The 18,144-nt window shown below is 71.4% G+C and carries 16 protein-coding genes; 5 read left to right on the plus strand and 11 right to left on the minus strand.

Annotated elements, in window-relative coordinates; genetic code table 11:
* Positions 1 to 236: 236 nt before the first annotated feature.
* A complete protein-coding gene (locus E7Z54_RS13875) occupies positions 237 to 1,577 on the plus strand; it encodes a choice-of-anchor B family protein (RefSeq protein WP_136434643.1) in 1,341 nt (446 codons plus the stop codon).
* 113 nt (positions 1,578 to 1,690) lie between these two features.
* Positions 1,691 to 2,560 (plus strand): potassium channel family protein, encoded by an 870-nt coding sequence (locus E7Z54_RS13880; RefSeq protein WP_136434645.1) that lies wholly within the window; start codon positions 1,691 to 1,693, stop codon positions 2,558 to 2,560.
* A gap of 33 nt (positions 2,561 to 2,593) precedes the next feature.
* Here the strand turns inward: E7Z54_RS13880 and E7Z54_RS13885 are convergent, their stop codons facing one another.
* From E7Z54_RS13885 to E7Z54_RS13910, 6 genes are all read right to left on the minus strand, one after another.
* Positions 2,594 to 6,061, minus strand: a complete 3,468-nt coding sequence (locus tag E7Z54_RS13885; protein WP_136434647.1) for an ATP-binding protein — start codon at positions 6,059 to 6,061, stop codon at positions 2,594 to 2,596.
* The gene (locus tag E7Z54_RS13890; RefSeq protein ID WP_136434648.1) at positions 6,058 to 6,762 is read right to left on the minus strand and encodes a DUF4194 domain-containing protein; all 705 of its coding nucleotides are present in this window, start codon (positions 6,760 to 6,762) and stop codon (positions 6,058 to 6,060) included. Before E7Z54_RS13890 ends, E7Z54_RS13885 begins: the two co-directional genes overlap by 4 nt.
* Positions 6,759 to 8,252, minus strand: a complete 1,494-nt coding sequence (locus E7Z54_RS13895) for a DUF3375 domain-containing protein (RefSeq protein ID WP_136434650.1) — start codon at positions 8,250 to 8,252, stop codon at positions 6,759 to 6,761. Before E7Z54_RS13895 ends, E7Z54_RS13890 begins: the two co-directional genes overlap by 4 nt.
* 106 nt (positions 8,253 to 8,358) lie before the next feature.
* The gene (locus tag E7Z54_RS13900; RefSeq protein ID WP_136434652.1) at positions 8,359 to 9,462 is read right to left on the minus strand and encodes a glycosyltransferase; all 1,104 of its coding nucleotides are present in this window, start codon (positions 9,460 to 9,462) and stop codon (positions 8,359 to 8,361) included.
* A gap of 133 nt (positions 9,463 to 9,595) precedes the next feature.
* Positions 9,596 to 10,012 carry a hypothetical protein gene (locus E7Z54_RS13905; RefSeq protein ID WP_136434654.1) on the minus strand — a complete coding sequence of 139 codons (417 nt, stop codon included), beginning with the start codon at positions 10,010 to 10,012 and terminating at the stop codon, positions 9,596 to 9,598.
* 24 nt (positions 10,013 to 10,036) lie between these two features.
* Complete coding sequence (locus E7Z54_RS13910) at positions 10,037 to 10,759, minus strand: lysophospholipid acyltransferase family protein (protein ID WP_240769681.1); 723 nt, start codon at positions 10,757 to 10,759, stop codon at positions 10,037 to 10,039.
* Between the two features lie 73 nt (positions 10,760 to 10,832).
* Between E7Z54_RS13910 and E7Z54_RS13915 the strand changes: the two genes are divergently transcribed.
* Both E7Z54_RS13915 and E7Z54_RS13920 read left to right on the plus strand, forming a co-directional pair.
* The gene (locus E7Z54_RS13915; protein WP_240769682.1) at positions 10,833 to 11,759 is read left to right on the plus strand and encodes a metallophosphoesterase; all 927 of its coding nucleotides are present in this window, start codon (positions 10,833 to 10,835) and stop codon (positions 11,757 to 11,759) included.
* Between the two features lie 16 nt (positions 11,760 to 11,775).
* Complete coding sequence (locus E7Z54_RS13920) at positions 11,776 to 12,795, plus strand: 5'-3' exonuclease (protein ID WP_136434659.1); 1,020 nt, start codon at positions 11,776 to 11,778, stop codon at positions 12,793 to 12,795.
* Positions 12,796 to 12,810: 15 nt separating this feature from the next.
* On the opposite strand, the gene E7Z54_RS13925 is transcribed toward E7Z54_RS13920, so the two are convergent.
* Together E7Z54_RS13925 and E7Z54_RS13930 are read right to left on the minus strand one after the other, a co-directional pair.
* Positions 12,811 to 13,245, minus strand: a complete 435-nt coding sequence (locus E7Z54_RS13925) for a hypothetical protein (protein WP_136434661.1) — start codon at positions 13,243 to 13,245, stop codon at positions 12,811 to 12,813.
* A gap of 112 nt (positions 13,246 to 13,357) precedes the next feature.
* On the minus strand, positions 13,358 to 14,875 hold the full coding sequence (locus tag E7Z54_RS13930) for an SDR family NAD(P)-dependent oxidoreductase (RefSeq protein WP_136434663.1): 1,518 nt from the start codon (positions 14,873 to 14,875) through the stop codon (positions 13,358 to 13,360).
* 324 nt (positions 14,876 to 15,199) lie between these two features.
* Here E7Z54_RS13930 and E7Z54_RS13935 point away from each other — a divergent pair, with 324 nt between their 5' ends.
* Positions 15,200 to 15,895 carry a DUF305 domain-containing protein gene (locus E7Z54_RS13935; RefSeq protein ID WP_136434665.1) on the plus strand — a complete coding sequence of 232 codons (696 nt, stop codon included), beginning with the start codon at positions 15,200 to 15,202 and terminating at the stop codon, positions 15,893 to 15,895.
* A 30-nt stretch (positions 15,896 to 15,925) separates the two neighbouring features.
* On the opposite strand, the gene E7Z54_RS13940 is transcribed toward E7Z54_RS13935, so the two are convergent.
* The 3 genes from E7Z54_RS13940 to E7Z54_RS13950 all read right to left on the minus strand — a co-directional run.
* A complete protein-coding gene (locus E7Z54_RS13940; RefSeq protein ID WP_136434666.1) occupies positions 15,926 to 16,969 on the minus strand; it encodes an iron-siderophore ABC transporter substrate-binding protein in 1,044 nt (347 codons plus the stop codon).
* A gap of 38 nt (positions 16,970 to 17,007) precedes the next feature.
* Complete coding sequence (locus E7Z54_RS13945) at positions 17,008 to 17,820, minus strand: ABC transporter ATP-binding protein (protein WP_136434668.1); 813 nt, start codon at positions 17,818 to 17,820, stop codon at positions 17,008 to 17,010.
* On the minus strand, positions 17,817 to 18,144 hold a 328-nt coding region (locus E7Z54_RS13950; RefSeq protein ID WP_168798329.1), incomplete at its 5' end, for an iron chelate uptake ABC transporter family permease subunit. The genes E7Z54_RS13945 and E7Z54_RS13950, both read right to left, overlap by 4 nt.

An 18,144-nucleotide genomic window follows, 5' to 3' on the forward strand; every position in this document is an offset into this window, starting at 1 on the left:
AGCGCCGTCTCAGCGCGCGAATTTGCCGACTGAGGCATGCTCCGCCCACACAGACGCCGGATTGTTAACGTTCACATCCTGGCATGCGACTGGCTCCTGCCCAGTACGTTCCGACGGCGCCTGGCAGCGACTGGGTTGTCAGGCAATCCGGCCCAGGCCATTGCGCACCCGCGTCTGCGCGGGATACCAAGGGGGTCGCCCCGCGACCCGGGGCAGCTACCTATCGGGAGGTATTCATGCGCAAGCGCACGCTTGTCGCGACCGCGGTCGGTGCGGTCGTCGGCGTTCTCGGGATCGGAGCGCTCACGGCGCCCGGCGAGGCGCACCCCAACCACGACGGTTCCGGGAAGGAGGCCGGATTCGACCTCGTCACCGAGTCGCCCAGCCCGGGCGGCGTACCCATGGAGCGGATGTCCGACATCCGCTGCGAGGACCAGATGGCCGGGATCTTCCCGTGCCACAAGACCGACCTCAAGTCCTTCATCCCGCTCACCGAGTTCGACTCGGTATGGGCCAACGACGTGTGGGGATGGACCGATCCCCAGACCGGTCGGGAGTACGCACTCGTCGGCCTGTTCGAGGGCACCGGCTTCGTTGACATCACCGACGCGTCCGACCCGGTCGTGCTGGGCGTCCTTCCCACGCACACCCGTGTTCGCAGCGGCGGGATCTGGCGCGACATCAAGGTCTACCGCGACCACGCCTACATCGTCAGCGAGAACGCCGGCCACGGCATGCAGGTCTTCGACCTGACCCGCCTGCGCGGGGCAACGGAGAAGCAGGCGTGGACCGAGGACGGATGGCTCGGCGGCTTCGGCCAGGCGCACAACCTCGCCATCAACGAGGACAGCGGCATGGCCTACGTCGTCGGCTCGACCCGCGGTGTGACCGCATGCGGCGCGCCCGGCAACGGCGGTCCGATCATCGTCGACCTCTCGGTGCCGGACGCTCCCGCGGTCGCGGGTTGCTACCTCGGCGACGGCTACACCCACGACGTCCACTGCGTGACCTACCACGGCCCGGACACCGCCTACACCGGCCGCGAGATCTGCTCGGCGTCCAACGAGGACACCGTCACCGTGCTGGACGCCACCGACCCGACCGACGTGAAGCAGCTGGCCCGGGTCCCGTACGAGACCTCGTCGTACACCCACCAGGGCTGGTTCACCGAGGACCACAGCCACTTCCTGATGGGTGACGAGCTCGACGAGCTCAGGGGGACCGTCGAGGAGACGACGACCTACGTCTTCGACATGACCGACCTCGACGCACCCGAGCTGATCGGCACCGGCAGCAGCGGACTGGACTCGATCGACCACAACATCTTCATCAAGGACGGCATCGCCTACGAGTCCAACTACACCTCGGGCCTGCGGATGTTCGACCTGCACAAGGTCGCCGACGGGCGGCTCAAGCAGGTCGGCTGGTTCGACGGCCATCCGGCCGACGACGAGACCAAGTTCGCCGGCACCTGGAGCAACTATCCCTACTTCGAGTCCGGGAACGTGGTGTTCACCGGCGTCGAGGAGGGCCTGTTCGTGGTGCGCCCGAGGGTGGACGCGCGCGGACCGAGCTGACACCCGGACACCGCCACCGGATCGGCCCGACCCGTCGTCTCCCACGGCGGGTCGGGCCGGACCGGCCCGGCCTGTCGTCTCGCGTCCTCGGCGCGGGACGCTAGGTTGCACCGATGGAGTGGTTGCTGCGAGCGGTCGGCGCGCTCGTCGTGGTGATCGTGCTGCGGGACATCTTCCACACCCTGTGGCATCCGCAGGGCATGGGCTCATTGGCACGAGGAGCGATCAGGGTGGTCTGGCGCGGGCGGCGCCTGATCGGCCGTCGTCGCCGCGAGCTGATCGGGCCACTGGGAATGCTGCTGGCGGTCGGTCTCTGGACGGCCCTGACGATCAGCGGATGGGCCCTGATCTACCTGCCCTCGATGTCCGAGGGGTTCAACTTCGAGGAGTCCCTGCGCCCCGACCAGTCCTCGGAGGCCGTCAAGGCGGTGTACTTCTCGATGGTGACGGCGTCGACGCTGGGGTTCGGCGACATCACCCCGGCGAGCAGCGAGCTGCGGCTGCTGGCACCGGTCCAGGCGTTCATCGGCTTCGTCCTGCTGACCGCCGCCATCTCGTGGATCCTGCAGATCTATCCGGCGCTCGGACGACGACGAACCGCCGCGGTGCACCTGCACGCCCTCGCCGCCGACGACACTGCTGACCTCGTTCGCAACGGCGACACCGGCATCGCCAGCAGCATCCTCCACGCGGTGAGCCGGGATCTGGCTGGGGTGGCGGTGGACATGGCGCAGTATGCCGAGAGCTACTACTTCGTCGAGGACGACGAAGCCACCTCGTTGGCGTCGAACCTGCCCTATGCACTGACCCTCGTCGAAGCCGGCACCGGATCAGCGTCGCGCGAGGTCCGCAGTGCTGCACGGGTCCTGCGCTCCTGCCTCCAGCAGGTGACCGACCGGGTGGCCCTCAGCCACCTGGGCGTCGACGGGTCCGTCGAGGAGATTCTGCACGCCTTCGCCGAGGACCACCGCGGACCGGCCTGACCAGCCTCCTGCGGACACCGGCAGCGGCGCCTCTCAGGCGTCGACCACCCGGTCCGCGTCGATGATCGGCGTGATCCACGACTGATGGGTCGTGCTGTTCTTCGTGATCGCCAGCAGCTCGTCCATGTGCGGCTCGAGGCCGGTCACCTTGTCGAGCGGCACACCGATGATCAGCTGGAAGCCCAGGCCCCGCCACGCCTGCACGGCCCGGCCGGCGAACTCGGAGTCGGCCTTCACGAAGCCCTCGTCGAGGAACACCGGCGCGAACCGCGGCCGGGAGCGCATCTCGTCGCCGAGCCGGAACCGCAGCGCGGAGCCGACGATGAAGGCGACCAGCTCCTGGCTCTCGCCTCCGCTCTTCTCCCCGAGGGTGCGGTACGTCGCCCGCAGCTCCCCGGTCAGCGAGTCGTAGCGCTCGGCGCTGATCTCGACGTGACGGCGGACGTCGAGCAACCGGTCACGGTCGGTCGGGGCGCCGTCGCCCCCTTGCGCCGGCCTGCGCAGCTGCTCCATGAAACGGCTCAGCTCGGCGAACCGCCGCTCCAGGTCCGCCTCCCCCAGCTCGGTCGGGGTGCCCGCCGACAGTGCGCGCAGGTCCTTCATGAACACCTGGACGTGCGCGGGAGACAGTCGCCGGAGCCGGATGCGCAGCCGGTCGCCGGCACCGCCGAACTCGAGCCGTCGCAGGATCGCGTTGATCGGCTCCAGCCGGTCCTCGATCTCCTCGACCGAGGCGGCCATCGCGCCGACCAGCGGCACCAGGTCCTGGCCGCTCCACTCGGTCAGTCGGCGTCGCCACTCCGAGCGCCGCTCCGCCAGCCCCTTGCCGCGGATCTCGTCGAGGATCCGCGCGTAGTCGGCGTACGAGTCCGGTGTCGCACCGAGGTTCGGCGAGTCCCACTGGAACTTGTAGTGCCGGAAGATCAGCGCCAGCTCGTCGTCGACCCGCTTGATCTCCGCCTCGGCATCGGCGACGGCGGTCCTCAGCCGCTCCCCCAGCCGGTGGGAGTTCTCGGTGAAGCGGTCGAGGTCGTCGGGGTCCGCGGGAGCCACCGCCGCCGCGAGCTCGGCGGTCAGCGCGGCGTCCTGCTCGTCGGTGAGCACCACCGTGCCGCTGCGCTCCATCGCCTCGAGCCGGTCCTTGACCAGGTCCTCGTCGTCGACCAGCGAGCCGTGTGCGTCGTTGAGCTCGCGCTGCCGCTGCTCGAGCCCGAACCGCCTGCGGCGGGCCTGCTCGAGCTGCTCGGCCAGCTTCTCGATCTGGGACTGCAGCACCTGAAGCTGGTCGTCGGAGGCCAGGATCTCGGCTCGGCGCCGCTCCAGCTCGGCGATCCGCCGCTCACTGCCCTCCACGTCGAGGTCGTCGAAGCGGGCGACCGCGACGGCGTCGTACGACGCCCGCTGCTGCTCCAGCACGCTGGTCTGCCGGTCCAGCTCGGCCACCTCGGCGCCGATCGCAGCCAGTTCCGCCTCGAGCGTGGTCAGCTCCTGGTCGAGCTCGGCGATGGCGTCCTCGTTGGAGAAGCCGATGATGTTGCGGGTGTCGCTGCGACCATGGGCACCGCGGCGACCGTTGCGGGTCTGCCCCGCGAGGGTCACCCGGAACCCGCCACCTGCCAGGCCGTCGGCAGTCTCCACGCACAGCGCGTTGCGGGACGGCTCCGCCACGTGCGCCTGCACCCAGCCGGAGAACGGCGAGTCCTTGTACGCCAGCTTGCCGGCGATCCGCTCCGGGTCGGCCGGGCCGAGGTCGGGTAGGTCGAGCTCGACGCCCTCGAAGGTCAGCCGGCCCCGTAGCCGCAGCCCGTCGATGGCGGCGGAGAACTCGTCCAGCCGGTCGAGCGGGACGAGCATCAGTCGGGCGGTGCCGCCCAGCACGGTCTCGATCGCCGTGCGCCATCGCGCCTCCTCGGGCGCGACGTCGATCAGCTCCGCCACGAACGGCAGCTCCGTCACGGTCAGCCCACTGGCCTGCGCGACCTCCGCCCGCAGCTCGTGCATCCGCGCCGGCACCCGGCCGGCGCGGCTCTCCAGCGACGTGCGCTCGGCGCGGAGCTCGCTCTGCCGCTGGTGGAGCGGGAAGCTGCGCCGCAGGACCCCGTCGCGGTCCCGCTTGATCCGCTCCTGCTCGCGCTGCCAGCCGGCGAGCCACTGGCGCGCGTGCAGCTGCAGCACCGCGAACGCCTCGGAGGACATCAGCGCCGCCTCGACGTCGGGTGCGTGCGCGTCGCTGACGTCGATCAACGGCAGCAGCCGCTCCTGGAGGACGGCCCGCCTGCCCAGCCGGTCCTCGCGGACCACCTGCTCCTGCTCGAGCGAGAGACCGAGCGACTGCAGGGTCGACCCACCGGCCGCGCGGTGCGCCTCCTTCGCCGCCTCGAGGTCGCCCAGGAGCGCCCCCTCGACGGAGGCGGTCGCGGCGAGCTCGCCCGCGGTCGTCGTACGCGCCTCGCGGTTGGCGACCACCGCGGCCTCGACGAGCCGCAGGTGGGTGCGCAGCAGCCACCTGCGAAGCGGAGTGTCGCCGGAGAGCGTCACCCCGTAGGAGTCGAGCTCCGCCAGTCTCCTGGTCGCGACGAGCTTGCGCTCCTGGAGGTCCGTGATCGGCTCGAGCAGCTCGAGCTTCTGCTCCTCGGTGCGCATCGCGGAGTAGGCCGCGTCGAGATCGTCGAAGTGCTCGATGGCACGGTCTGCCGCGGCGTACGTGGCGGGCCGCTCGAGCACCATGTCCTTGTAGAGCTCGTCGACGCTGCGCACCTGGTTGCCGGCCTGGATCCGGGCCAGCAGCCGCAGCGCCTTCGCTCCGTCGCCGTTGGCGCCGATGCCGAGCCGGGCGTGCAGCACCGCGGAGTACTCCGCGTAGGTGCGGTGCACGCGGATGCCCGGGAAGAGCTTCTTCAACGTGTTGGCGTGGAAGCGCTCGGGCACGGCGACCTCGAGCGTCTCCAGCGACAGCGACCCCTCGTAGGTGGCGAGCTGCATCTGGACGTCGCCGGAGCGGGACGCGCGGCGCGGCACGTAGTAGGTCCGCAGCGCGGTGAACCGACCGCCCTGGTCGTTGACGAAGGTCATCGCCACCGCGCCCCAGGTGTCGGAGCCCTTGCCCCTGAGCAGCTTCTCCACGGGGCGCCCGGTCAACGGGTCGTCGATCACGTCGACCGCACCACGCAGGTAGGAGAGCAGGTTGCGCTGGCCGACGCCGCGGGCGCGACCGGCGACCGCGTCGTTGGAGGCGCCGTTGAACTTGGTGTCCGACGGCATCATCAGCGCGGTGTAGGCGTCGAGGATCGTGCTCTTCCCGACGCCCGAGGCGCCGGAGATCATGGTGGCGTCGCCGCGCAGCGGGACGGTGGTCCGGCCGCTGAAGCCGCCCCAGTTGACCAGCTGGAGGAGCGCGGCGCGCCACTGCATGGTGTCGTCGGCCGGGGTCGCGACGGACTGCTGCTCGAAGAGGCCGTCGGCCTTCTCGTTCTCGAGCTGCTCGACCTCGTCGATGCTCATCCCTGCTCCTCCCCTGACTCGTCGAAGAGGTCACCGGGCTCGTCCTCGGCAGGCTGCACCTCGGTGCCGTTGGCGCGCTGCAACGCCTCGAGCAGCTCCTGGAGCAGCTCGAGCGGCAGCAGCGGCTCGACCGCCTCACTGATCTCGTACCGCTCGTCGCCGGCGGTGCCGATGAGCAGGCCGGCCTTCACCACGCTCAGCACCGCGTTCCGTGCCCGCTTCTCGTCGCCGGCCTCGTCGGTGGCATGACCGGGCCGAAAGCTCGCGACGTACTCGACGATGTCCTCGCGGTCGATGAAGACCCGGGAGTCGCCGCTCGCCAGCCCGGCCCGGAGCCGGTCGCGCAGGTGGACGAGGACCAGCGTCTCCTCACGGGACCACGCGGCGTCGTACAGCAGCGTGGGGAAGCGACTGCCGGTCTCGGACGTCGCCTGGCGCTTCCACGCCACCTCGCGGCCGCGGTCGATCTGCAGGTCCAGGAACAGGTCGTTGAGCCGCGACCGGAGGATCCGCTCGTGCTCCACCAGCACCCGCCAGTCGCGCGGGTGGGTGCGCGCGCTGATGAAGCGCTGCTTGAGGAGGGTGACCAGGGCGTGGCGCTGGCCGTACTCGAGGCCGCCCTCGTCGCCCTCGAAGAGGGAGACCGAGGCCTCGTCGACGACGTCGAGGTCGTGGTCGTCGAGCTCGGGGACCGTGGTCATCGGGACTCACTCTCGTGCAGGTCGGGGTCGGGCAGGGGCGTGCGCGGTACGGCGAAGGTCCGGCGCGAGCCGTCGTGGCGGACGGCGGCGAAGGGCTCGACGTCGTTCTCGGTCCGCCACCCGCGGTCGGCGGCGAGGTGCAGGAGCCCGAAGATCTCGACCGGCCGTCGCAGCGACGGCTCGAGCCCGTCGAACAGCTCGCCGAGCGAGCCGGCCGGGAGCAGGTCGGAGAGGGAGACGGCGTCCTCCAGCCGCCGGCGCAGCGCCGACAGCTGCGGACCGCCGTGCGCCATCAGCTCGGCGAGGGACAGCGTCGGGGCGTCGCCGGCGTCGGCCGGGCTGATCCGCTCCGGGAGCACATCGTCGGCCGGGTCGTAGAACCGCTCGCGGAGGTGGTCGACGGTGACTCGCGCCGGCAGCAGCGGCACGTCGTGGGTGGCGCGCGGACCGGTGGTCGACATCCAGGTCATCAGCTCCGACTCCACCTGGCGCAGGGTCTGCTCGAGCTCCCGGTCGCGGGCGGCGTCGTGGGAGACGATGTACTCCTTCAGCGTCGCCGTCACCCTGCTGCGCTGCGCGAGGACCCGGTCGAGCCCGTCGCGGACGAGCTTGACCGTGCCCCGCAGCTCGGCCCGGTCGGCGTCGCCGAGGATCCGGTCGGAGAGCGGGTGCTCCAGCAGCGCGGTCAGGTCCTCGCGGAGCTGGGTGACCAGGGCGTCGTCGCGCAGCAGCGCGAACGCTCCCTCGAAGGCACGGCCCTCGTGGGTGGCCGTCATCAGGGCGTCCGCGCGGGCGAGGTAGTCGTCGATGACGTCCCCCGCCGGGCGGTCCTCGGCGCGGAAGGCAGCGAGGATCTCGGTCCGGATGGTCGCGAACCGCTCCTCCACCCGCGCGAAGTCGCTCGGCAGCGCGGAGATCAGTGACAGCAGCTCGGTGAACCCCTCGAGCATGTAGTCCTCGGTGGCACTCACCAGCTCCGCGCCGTCGACCAGCCGGTCGCGCTCGGCCTTGAGCCGTGCGATCTCGTCGTTGAGGATCGTGACCCGGGCGGTGCGGTCGGGGTTGGCCTCGGAGTTGAACCGCCGCACGGTGCCGAGGATGGTCGCGATCCGGTGCTCGCTGAGGGTGGCCCGGTCGCGGGCGAGGTTCTTGACCAGCTCGAGCGCCTGCTGGGCGTGGGAGGTCAGCGAGTAGACCTCGTTGCCGGCCTCGTCCAGCGAGCGCACCAGCCATTGGCCGCGCATCCACCGGCGGCACAGGTCGTGGCCGCTGCCGGTGGGGACCTCGGTCTCGCCCGAGAGCCGGACCGCGGCGAGGTGCTCCTCGACCTGGGCGTGGAGCCGGGCGGTGGGGATGGGCTTGTTGTTGCGTCCGAACGCGGCGCGGAAGATCGTGATCACGACCGGCGCCTGCCGCTGGTGGAGCAGGGTGAGGGTCGGCTGCGCGAAGGCGCCCTTGACCCGTGCCAGCTCCCCGGCGATCTCGCTCATCTCGGTGCCCTCCCTGGCGTGCTGCTCTCCTGCGGCCACGCTCGCGAGGCGCAAGCATTACAGAGGGGGGCGAGGCTCCCGGACGTGGGCTGGGACGCCTGGGGGTCTAGTCGAGGAGCGCGACGTCGAGCGGCGGCAGTGCCCGGATCTCACCGGCCACCTTCTCGGCGCGCCGGGCGATGGCCGGGGTGACGAGGGCCTGCTCGACGGTGGCTCGCACCAGCTCGACGTCACCGTCCTCCGGCATGCGCATCACGAAGGGCTGGCCGCCGGCCGCGAACCCGACGCCCGCGGTGTCGATGGCGACGGCGTTGGCGTTCTGGTCGGCGAAGAGAGGCACCACGACCTGGGGGGTCCCGGCGGCGAGGGCGTCGAGGGTGGTGCCGGAGCCGCCGTGGTGCACGATCACCGCCGCCTCGGAGAGCACGGCGGCGTGGTCGGCCCAGGCCCGGACGTCGACGTTCGAGGCGGCCGGCGTGACGATGCCCGGATCGAGGTCCTTGCCCACCGTGAGCAGCGCCCGCACGGGTAGCGGCTCGAGCGCGGCAGTGAGGACGCCGTACCAGGGCAGCAGGTGGTTCATGGTCGGCGCGACGGTGCCGAGCGTCGCGTAGACGAAGTCGGGCGCGACGGACCGGTGGGTCTCCTCGGCGAACCGGTAGCGGGCGGTGGCCGGATAGATGGGCGGGTCCAGCGATGCGGGGAAGCGGGTCAGGAACGGCGACGCCGCGACCAGCTCGGTGGTGCCGGGCTCCCAATCCTCGAGGATCGGGGACGCCATGGACAGCAGCTGCGCGTCCTCGGCGGCGAGGCTGATCGCGATCCGGACCTGCGGGACGCCGGCTCTGCCGGCGCACACCGCTGAAGCCCACTCCATCGGATCGCGGAGGACCAGGTCCGGCTGGAAGTCGTCGATCACCGCCCCGACCGGGTCGAGCATCGCGCCGGCGTTGTGCCGAGTGAAGATCTCGCCCTCCACCATCTGTTTCGCCTCGGCCGGTGCCAGCTGGTAGACCCGGCCCCAGAGCGGTCCGACCACCGCCGGGTCGGCCTCGGCACCCGGCGCGAACGCCCACTCGCGCACCGACTCCTCCAGCGCGGGCGGCCCGAGGACGAGGACGTCGTGGCCGGCGGCCGCGAACGCGCGCAGCCAGGGCTTCATCGGAGTGAAGTGCCCGGCGCCAGTGGTGCTGCAGGCCAGGACGCGCATGGGTCGAGCATGCCTGGTTTCCCGACGCGGCGCACGAGCCCGGCGTTGCGGGCGCGGTGACCTCGCCGTCGGTCGAGCTGGCCCGGGCGTAGGCACGCCGACTCGGACGCTGCTCGTGGATACCCCGCGACGGTCAGCTCGGTGGCCCGGTGACGTGCGGCATCCCCGCCAGCGGCGCCCCGGCCACGGTGACGACGCCGACCACCTCGGCGGAGGCTCCCAGCCAGGTCGACCCGCGGTCGGAACGCAGGACCCGGCGACCGAGCTGGAGGTCGAAGACGCCGACCTTCAGCCGGCCGCCCTCGCGGGTGAGGACCACGTCGCCACGTCGTGGTCGCCGGCCCGCCGGCTCGACCAGCAGCTCGGTGCCCGCCGGCCAGCCGCGGGAGGCGAGGGCATCGGTCCGCAGCCGCAGCCGAACCCGGTCAGGCGCTGCCGGAGGCCGGACCGGCTCGTGCACCTCCTCATCCGGCCTCCCGACCGACCGCGTCGGCGGGAGGTCGAACGGCAGGCACTCCTGGCCCTCGCCCACACCTCGCTTCGAACGCACGTTCGAAGCGTAGCGGGTGTCGGCTCAGTGGTGGCGGCGCTTCCGCACCACCCATGCACCGAGGCCGATCGCGGCCAGCCCTGCGGCGACGACCCGCGGCCGGTCCTGCCAGCGCGAGTACTCCTCGGTGACCTGCGGCCACGCCTCGCCGATCGCGACCGCGGCGTCCTCGGGCGTCGCCTCCAGGCCCTCGACGGAGACCGGCGTGCCGAACACCACCCGCACCTTGCGGGGCAGCGGCCAGCGCCGCTTCTCCGTGCCGGTGATCGTGGCGGGGACCAACGGGGCGCCGGCCTCGATCGCCAGCCGCGCCGCGCCGCGCTTCGGGGTACCCAGCCCCTCCTCGCGAACCCGGGTGCCCTCGGGGAAGAGCGCGAGCGCGTCGCCCCGTCGCAGGATCGCCAGCGCGGTCTCGAGCGCTTCGGGATCGGACGCACCGCGCTGGACCGGGAAGGCGCCGAGGCGCAGGAACACGCGCGCCATCGGTCCGTCGAAGTGCTCGGCCTTGCCCATGAAGTGCACCGGCCTGCGCAACACGATCGCGATGAAGAACGGGTCCCAGAAGCTCTTGTGGTTCGGGACGATCACGACCGGTCCCTTCCCCGGGACGTTCTCCCTGCCCGTCGCAGTGAAACCGCAGACGATGCGCAGCACGAAGGCCGCGGTGTACTTCACGAGCAGGTACAGCGGCCCGCTCACACCCATCTCGCGGGCGATCCGGTGGGCGTCTTCGTTCGGCGTGGACACACCACCATCCTCGCGCGAGACCCAACCGAGGGACCACCGCTCATCGGCGCGCCGCACGACCTACTCTCATGCCGTGGAGCCACTCGGCCAGTACCCCGACCCGGCGCACGTCGTCGCCCACCTCAGCGACCCGCACCTGCTCGCTGACGCCCTCCAGTACGGGGTCATCGACACCGCGGCCCGTCTCCGGCAGGCGCTGAGCCGGCTCGGTCGGCTGCCGACGCCACCCCAGGCGCTGGTGTTCACCGGTGACCTCGCTGACCTGGCCGAGCCGGCGGCGTACGAGAAGCTCCGCGAGATCGTCGACCCCGTCGCCGCCGACCTCGGCGCCGAGGCGGTGTGGGTGATGGGGAACCACGACGAGCGCCGCGCCTTCGCTCGAGGCCTCTACGGCGCGGACGGCGACGCACCTCAGGACCGGGTCCACGACATCGCCGGGCTGCGCATCGTCGCGCTCGACACGACCGTCCCCGGGTGGCACCACGGCGAGCTCTCCGACGGGCAGCTCGACTGGCTGCGGGCCGTCCTCGCCGAGCCGGCGCGCCATGGCACCCTGCTCGCGATGCACCACCCGCCGATCCCGGTGCCGATGCTCCGGCTCGCCGAGCTGATCGAGCTGCACGACCAGCCTCGTCTGGCCGAGGTGGTCGAAGGCTCCGACGTGCGCGGGATCCTCGGCGGCCACTTCCACTTCACGTCGTACTCGACCTTCGCCGGCGTCCCGGTCTCGGTGGCCTCGGCGACCTGTTACAGCTCCGAGATCCTGCCCGACCGACGGCTGCTGTCAGCCGTCGACGCCCACCAGTCCTTCACCATGCTCCACCTCTACGACGACCGCGTGGTCCACTCCGTCGTGCCGATCGCGGACGCGGCGGAGGTCAGCGGATACGGCTTGGAGATGCTCGAGCCGTTCGGGTCGCTGAGCGCCCGGGAGCGCTTCGAGATGGTCGCCAGCAAGGACTCGCCCCTCAACCGACCGCACACGCCCGTCGTTCCCTAGGCTGACGGCGATCACCATGCCGCCCACCCCCGCCGACGCCACCCGCCCCCGCAGGCTGCTGCTCGCCGTCGACGCGCCGTCGCTGCTCCACCGCAACCACCATGCGCGGGCGCACACCCGGCTCAAGGACCGGACCGGCCGGCCCGCGTGGGCGCTGCACGGGATGCTGCGCCAGATCATCGAGTCCATCGACGCCTTCGCTCCGGACGCCGTCATCTTCGGGCTCGACGACCGCACAGCCTCGCTGCGACGGGACCTCTATCCCGACTACAAGGCGGGTCGCGCGGAGAAGGACCCCGACCTCGTCGACCAGCTCGACCGCGCGGGCGCGCTGCTCGACGCACTCGGGCTGGCCACGCTCACGCCTCCGGGCCTCGAGGCCGACGACGTCAACGCCTCGGCCGCGACCTGGGCCTGCGACAACGACTGGAACTGCGTCGTGATCACCTCCGACCGTGACTCCTTCGCCCACATCAGCGAGCACACCCGGGTGCTGCGACTCATCGACGGCGGCATCAGCGGTTCGCCTCTGCTCAACCCCGCCCGCCTGCAGAGCATGTACGGCGTCCCGGCGGAGCACTACCTCGAGTTCGCGGCGGTGCGGGGCGACACCAGCGACAACCTGCCCGGCATCCGCGGGCTCGGTGAGAAGACCGCCGCCGTCCTGCTCTCCTCGATGGGCTCGATGCGGGCGGTCTGGGCTGACGTCGACCACAACAAGGGCCGGGCCGTCGTCGCCGCGCTCGACTCGTGGTGCGCTGAGACCGGCGCACGCCGCGTCGGTGCCACCGTGCTCAAGCACCTCCTCGCCGCCGGCGCCCGCGAGCGCTTCGACTTCAACCTGCGCATGATGTCCGGTCGCACCGACCTGGACCTCGGCCTCACCCCCGACGTCCCTGGCACTCCGGGCCTGCTGCCCCTCGACATCGAGCGCGTCGCGCGCGTCGTCGGCCATCTCAACGTCGAGGCCACCACTGCGCTGGCGATCCGGGTGCTCACCGGCGAGCCCAACTCGGTGCGGGTGCCTGCGCCCTGAGCGGCGAGCCGGCGGTCAGGCCGGATCCCGCGCCGCCTTGCGATCGGTGAGCCTGCCGCGGACGAAGGCGTAGGGGAAGAAGCACATCGGCAGGCCGAGCCCGAGCAGGATCAGCGGGAGGGCCAGGGACCGGCTGTAGAGCTCACCCTCGCCCAGGGTGGCCGAGACGGTCTCGCCGACCTCCTGATCGCCCGACGCCTGGATCGGGCCGGTGCGCTCGACTCCGTCCTCCGTCCAACGGGCGACGCAGTGCTGCCTCGGGTTCCTCCGGGTGCCGGTGATCTCGCAGCTCAGCACCTCGGCCTCGACCCGCTCGCCGAACTGGCGCTGGTAGAGCAACCACCCGCCGGCCCCGACGAGGACCAGCGGGATGAGCAGGACGAGCGCCACGAGGAGGTTGACCACGACCCTCATCGGGAGGGACTCCCGAGGGCGCGAGTCGCTCGTCATGGCCAGATCGTCCCGCGGGTCGCTCACCGTCGGTATGGCCCGGACACTGTCCGAAGGGGTCGCTCCCGCTGCCCTCCGAGCCGCCGGAGCGGCGACCGGTGAGCCGACCGGCCTACCAGGGCGAGGGCTCGTAGTCCTTCACGAAGCAGCCGTACAGGTCCTCGCCGGCCTCGCCGCGCACGATCGGGTCGTACACGCGTGCGGCGCCGTCGACCAGGTCGAGCGGCGCGTGCCAGCCCTCGGCGGCGATCCGCAGCTTCTCCTGGTGAGGTCGCTCGTCGGTGATCCAGCCGGTGTCCACGGCCGTCATCAGGATCCGGTCCGTCTCGAACATCTCCCCCGCGCTGGTGCGGGTCATCATGTTGAGCGCCGCCTTGGCCATGTTGGTGTGCGGGTGGCCGGGGCCCTTGTAGCGACGGGAGAACTGGCCCTCCATCGCCGAGACGTTGACGACGTAGGCGCGCCGAGCACCCGACTGCACCGCCGCGCGCATCGCCGGGCGCAGCCGCGAGACGAGCAGGAACGGCGCGATCGAGTTGCAGAACTGCACCTCGAGCAGCTCCAGCGGGTCGACCTCGTCGACGACCTGGGTCCAGGAGTTGTTGGTCTGCACGTCCGGCAGCAGCCCGCCGGCGTCCACGGCGGTGCCCGCGAGGTGCGCCTCCAGGGACGCGCTGCCGGCCTTGAGGGCGAGTGCCGTCAGGGAGGCGGCGTTGTGCGCGGCGAGCGCGGACTCCGCCGACTCCCCCTCGTGGTGCGCGACCGCATGAGCCTCCAGCGCGCCGGCGATGGCGGCGGGATGCGCCTCGGAGATCCGGTCGAAGGTCACCATCTCGGGCAGCTCACGACCGGGCGGCGCCACCAGCGGCGCCGACTCACCCTCGAGCAGGTGGGAGTAGGCGCCCGGCGAGCGTCGTACGGTCTGGCAGGCGTTGTTGATCAGGATGTCGAGCGGCCCGTCGGCCGCGACGTCCTCGGTCAGCGCAATCACCTGGGTCGGGTCGCGCAGGTCGATGCCGACGATCTTGAGCCGGTGCAGCCAGTCCGCCGAGTCCTCCATCGAGGAGAAGCGGCGCACGGCGTCCTTCGGGAACCGCGTCGTGATCGTGGTGTGAGCGCCGTCGCGGAGCAGCCGCAACGCGATGTACATGCCGATCTTCGCCCGGCCTCCGGTCAGCAGCGCTCGCTTGCCGGTCAGATCCGTGCGCTGGTCGCGCTTGGTGTGGCTCATCGCGGCGCACCGTGGGCACAGCCAGTGGTAGAAGGCGTCGACGAGGGTGAAGTCCTCCTTGCAGATGTAGCACCCGCGCGGGGTGATCAGCTCGCCTGCGAACGACCCCTGCGCGGTCGAGACGAGCGGGATCCCGTTGGTCTCGTCGTCGATCCGCAGCGGCGACCCGGTCGCCGTCTTCTCGATGATCCTCTGGTCGTGCTCGAAGCGCTCGGCGCGGATCTCGGCACGGCGCGCCTTCTTGATCATCTTGTACATGTACGACGCCGCGCGCTTCACCGTGCGCACGTCGTCGTGGTCCGGCGGCAGCTGGTGCAGCTGGTCCAGGACCTTCAGGGTGATCGCGAGCTCGTCGGGGTCGATGCGATCCGACTGCTCGGCGGGCTCGGCGTGTGGCACCGGCGAATCGTACGTGCCGCAGCGGCCAGCCTCGCACTCCACGACGGACGTGCCCGGACGCTGCCGGAAGCCGGCACGCGTCCTCCAGCCCGGGCCGAGACCTCCGAAGGGGGTGCGCGATGACCCGTGGCACTGAGGCGGACGCAGGGGGACCGACTGGCACGACCGCACGCAGCGCAGGTTCGACCGCCTACTGGGTAGCCTGGGCTCGATCGCGCGGCGACCGCCGCGCGTGCTCCGGAACTTCTCCGTTCAACTTCTATCTGTTCGACATGCGCCTGCGCCGCCGGGTCGGCCTCCCGCTCGTCTGACGAGGGACCGCCCATGGACGTCGACCTGCCCGAGACCACGCTCCCCGCCCAGGAGCGCGTCGCCACCGAGGACTGCCCCACCGATCGAGGCGTTCGCGATGCCCGGCATGATCGCCGGGTGATGCGAACCGCGCTCATTGCCGCCACGGCCCTGCTGTCCCTCGCTGCCTGTGGCGGCGGTGACGCGACCGACGAGGAGTCCCTCGCGACCGAGACCGCGCGCAACGGCGACGTCTACAACACCGCCGACGTCGAGTTCGCGACGGCCATGATCCCGCTTCATGCCGAGGCGCTGGCGATGGTCGACGTGTCTCTCGACCGGGACCTCTCCCCCGAGGCCCGCGCGGTCGCCGACGAGGTCCAGATCGAGGCTTCGACGGAGGTCCAGGAGATGACGGCCTGGCTCACGAGCTGGGACAAGCCGATCCCGGAGACCGTCCGCGACCACGTCAACGCCGGCCACGGCGACGAGCATGCCGACGACCACGAGGCCGCCAGCGAAGACCTGGCGGACCTCGAGGCGGCCTCGGGCTCGGAGTTCGAGGCGCTCTGGATCGATTTGATGATCGAGAACCACGAGGAGGCGATCACGGTCGCCGAGACCCAGCAGACGGCGGGGATCTTCGAGCCGGCCGTGGATCTCGCCGGGTCGATCGCGACCGCGCACAGCGACCGCGTCGACCGGCTGGCCGCCCTCCGGGCCGAGTGATCGAGATCGATCACCGGCCCGGGGTGGCCATCACTCCTTGGCGAGCGCCGCCGCGATCTGCTCGATCAGCGCCGGCATGCCGTCCTCCCACTGGAAGCTCAGCGCGGTCGGCGGCGACACCGAGGACACGTCGACCCGTCCGACCACCTGCGCGACCCTGCCGTCCTTGACCGCCGGGATCGCGCCGGCCTTCGGGTCGTCGAGCATGGCCTTCGCCTGCTCCTCGGTGTCGTGGTAGCTGACGATCAGGTCCGCCTCGAGCTCGTCGGCCTTCTCGTAGCTGAGCTCGTAGTAGAACCCGCCCTCGGAGCTGTCGAGCTTCGACACGCTCGGCGCGACGTCGAGGCCGAGCTTGGTGAGGATCGCGACCCGCGGGTCGAGGGCGGTGTAGACCGACAGCACGTTCGGGTCGGCCCAGACGCCGGCCACCGTCCTGCCCTCGAACTCGGGGTGCTTGTCCGCCTCGGAGGCGAGGTAGGAGTCGATGTCGGCGAGGATCTTCTCGCCCTGCGCACCGCGGCCGAGCGCGTTCGCGGTGATCCGGATGGTCTCGTCCCACGGCGTGGTCCAGGCGGCCTCGGGGAAGGCTACGACCGGCGCGATGTCGCTGAGGGTGTCGTACTGCTCCTTGGTGAGGCCGGAGTACGGCGCCAGGATCAGGTCGGGCTCAGCCGCGATGAACTCGTCGTAGGGGACCTCGGCCCCGCCGTTGGGGTCGGTCAGCACCGTCGGGTGGTCGACGCCGGCCTCGTCATAGGCCTCCTCGACCCACGGGAGGAGCTTGTCCTCGCCGACCGTCCAGACCTGCTCGGCGACAGCGACCGGGAAGACGCCGGCGGCGATCGCGGCCTCGGTGGAGCCCCAGCCCCAGGTGGCGACGCGCGTGGGCTCCTCCTCGATCGTGGTCTCGCCGAAGGCGTGCTCGATGACGATCGGGAACTCGTCGGTCGCCGCGACCGTGCTGGTGCCGTCGGTTCCGGCGTCGCTCTCCTGGCCGCAGGAGGCAAGAGCCAGGACCGATGCCAGGCCCGTCACCAGCGCGGTGGTACGGCGAAAGTCACGTGTCGTGCGCACGCGTCCCTCCTCATTGCTCGTGGTTAGGTGAGGATAACCTAACCTACGACGGCGGATGTCCCCCGCCGGGTCCGCCCCTTGGGTACGACGAGGGGCCCTCCGGTCACCGGGTCCACCACCACCTCGGCATCGAGGCCGAACGCGTCGCGTACCGAGTCCACGGTCAGCACGTCGCCCGGGTCACCCTCAGCGACGACGCGTCCGCGGGACATCACGACCAGGTGGTCGGCGTACCTGGCGGCGTGGTTGAGCTCGTGCAGCACCATCACCACGGTCGTTCCCCGCTCCTCGTTGAGGTCGCTGAGAAGGTCGAGCAGCTCCAGCTGGTGGGTCACGTCGAGGTAGGTGGTGGGCTCGTCGAGAAGGACCGCGCTGGTCTGCTGCGCCAGCACCATCGCGATCCACACCCGCTGACGCTGGCCCCCGGAGAGCTCCTCGAGGCGTCGCTCGGCGAGGTCGGCGACACCGGTCGCCACCAGCGAGCGCATCACGACCTCGTCGTCGTCACTGGTGTGCCGGCCGAACCAGCCCTGGTGCGGGAACCGTCCCCGGCCCACCAGCTCCGCGACCCGCACCCCATCAGGCGCGATCGAGGTCTGCGGCAGGACGCCGACCAGCCGGGCGAGCTGCCTGCGCGAGAGGGAGCGCGCATCCTGGCCGTCGACGGTGACCCGTCCGCCGTCGAGCGGGTGCAGTCGGGCGAGTCCGCGCAGCAGGGTGGACTTGCCGCAGGCGTTGGGACCGACGATGGCGGTCACCCTGCCCGGCGGGATCACCAGGTCGAGGCCGTCGATCACCCGGCGCCCCTTGTAGCCGAGGGTGACGCCCTCTGCGTTGATGGCGGTGCTCATGGGGAGACCTTTCGTTCGCTACGGGCCAGCAGCCACAGGAGGTACGGCGCCCCGACGAGCCCGGTCACGATGCCGACCGGGGCAGTGAAGCCCGGCAGCGCGTGCTGCCCGAGGACGTCTGCGGCCATGGTGAGGGCGGACCCGAGCGCGGCGGCCGGCAGCAGTGCCGGTCCCCCGTCGTCGACGAGCCGGCGGGCGATCGCTGGTGCCACCAGCGCCACGAACGCGATCGGTCCGGTGACGGAGGTCGCCAGGGCGACGAGGCCCACGCCGATCAGGAGCGCCACCGCCCGGGCCCGGGTCGCCCCGACGCCGAGCCCGTGG

Origin of the sequence: Nocardioides sp. (genome assembly GCF_004803405.1) — a bacterium.
Classification (GTDB): Bacteria; Actinomycetota; Actinomycetes; order Propionibacteriales; family Nocardioidaceae; genus Nocardioides; species Nocardioides vastitatis.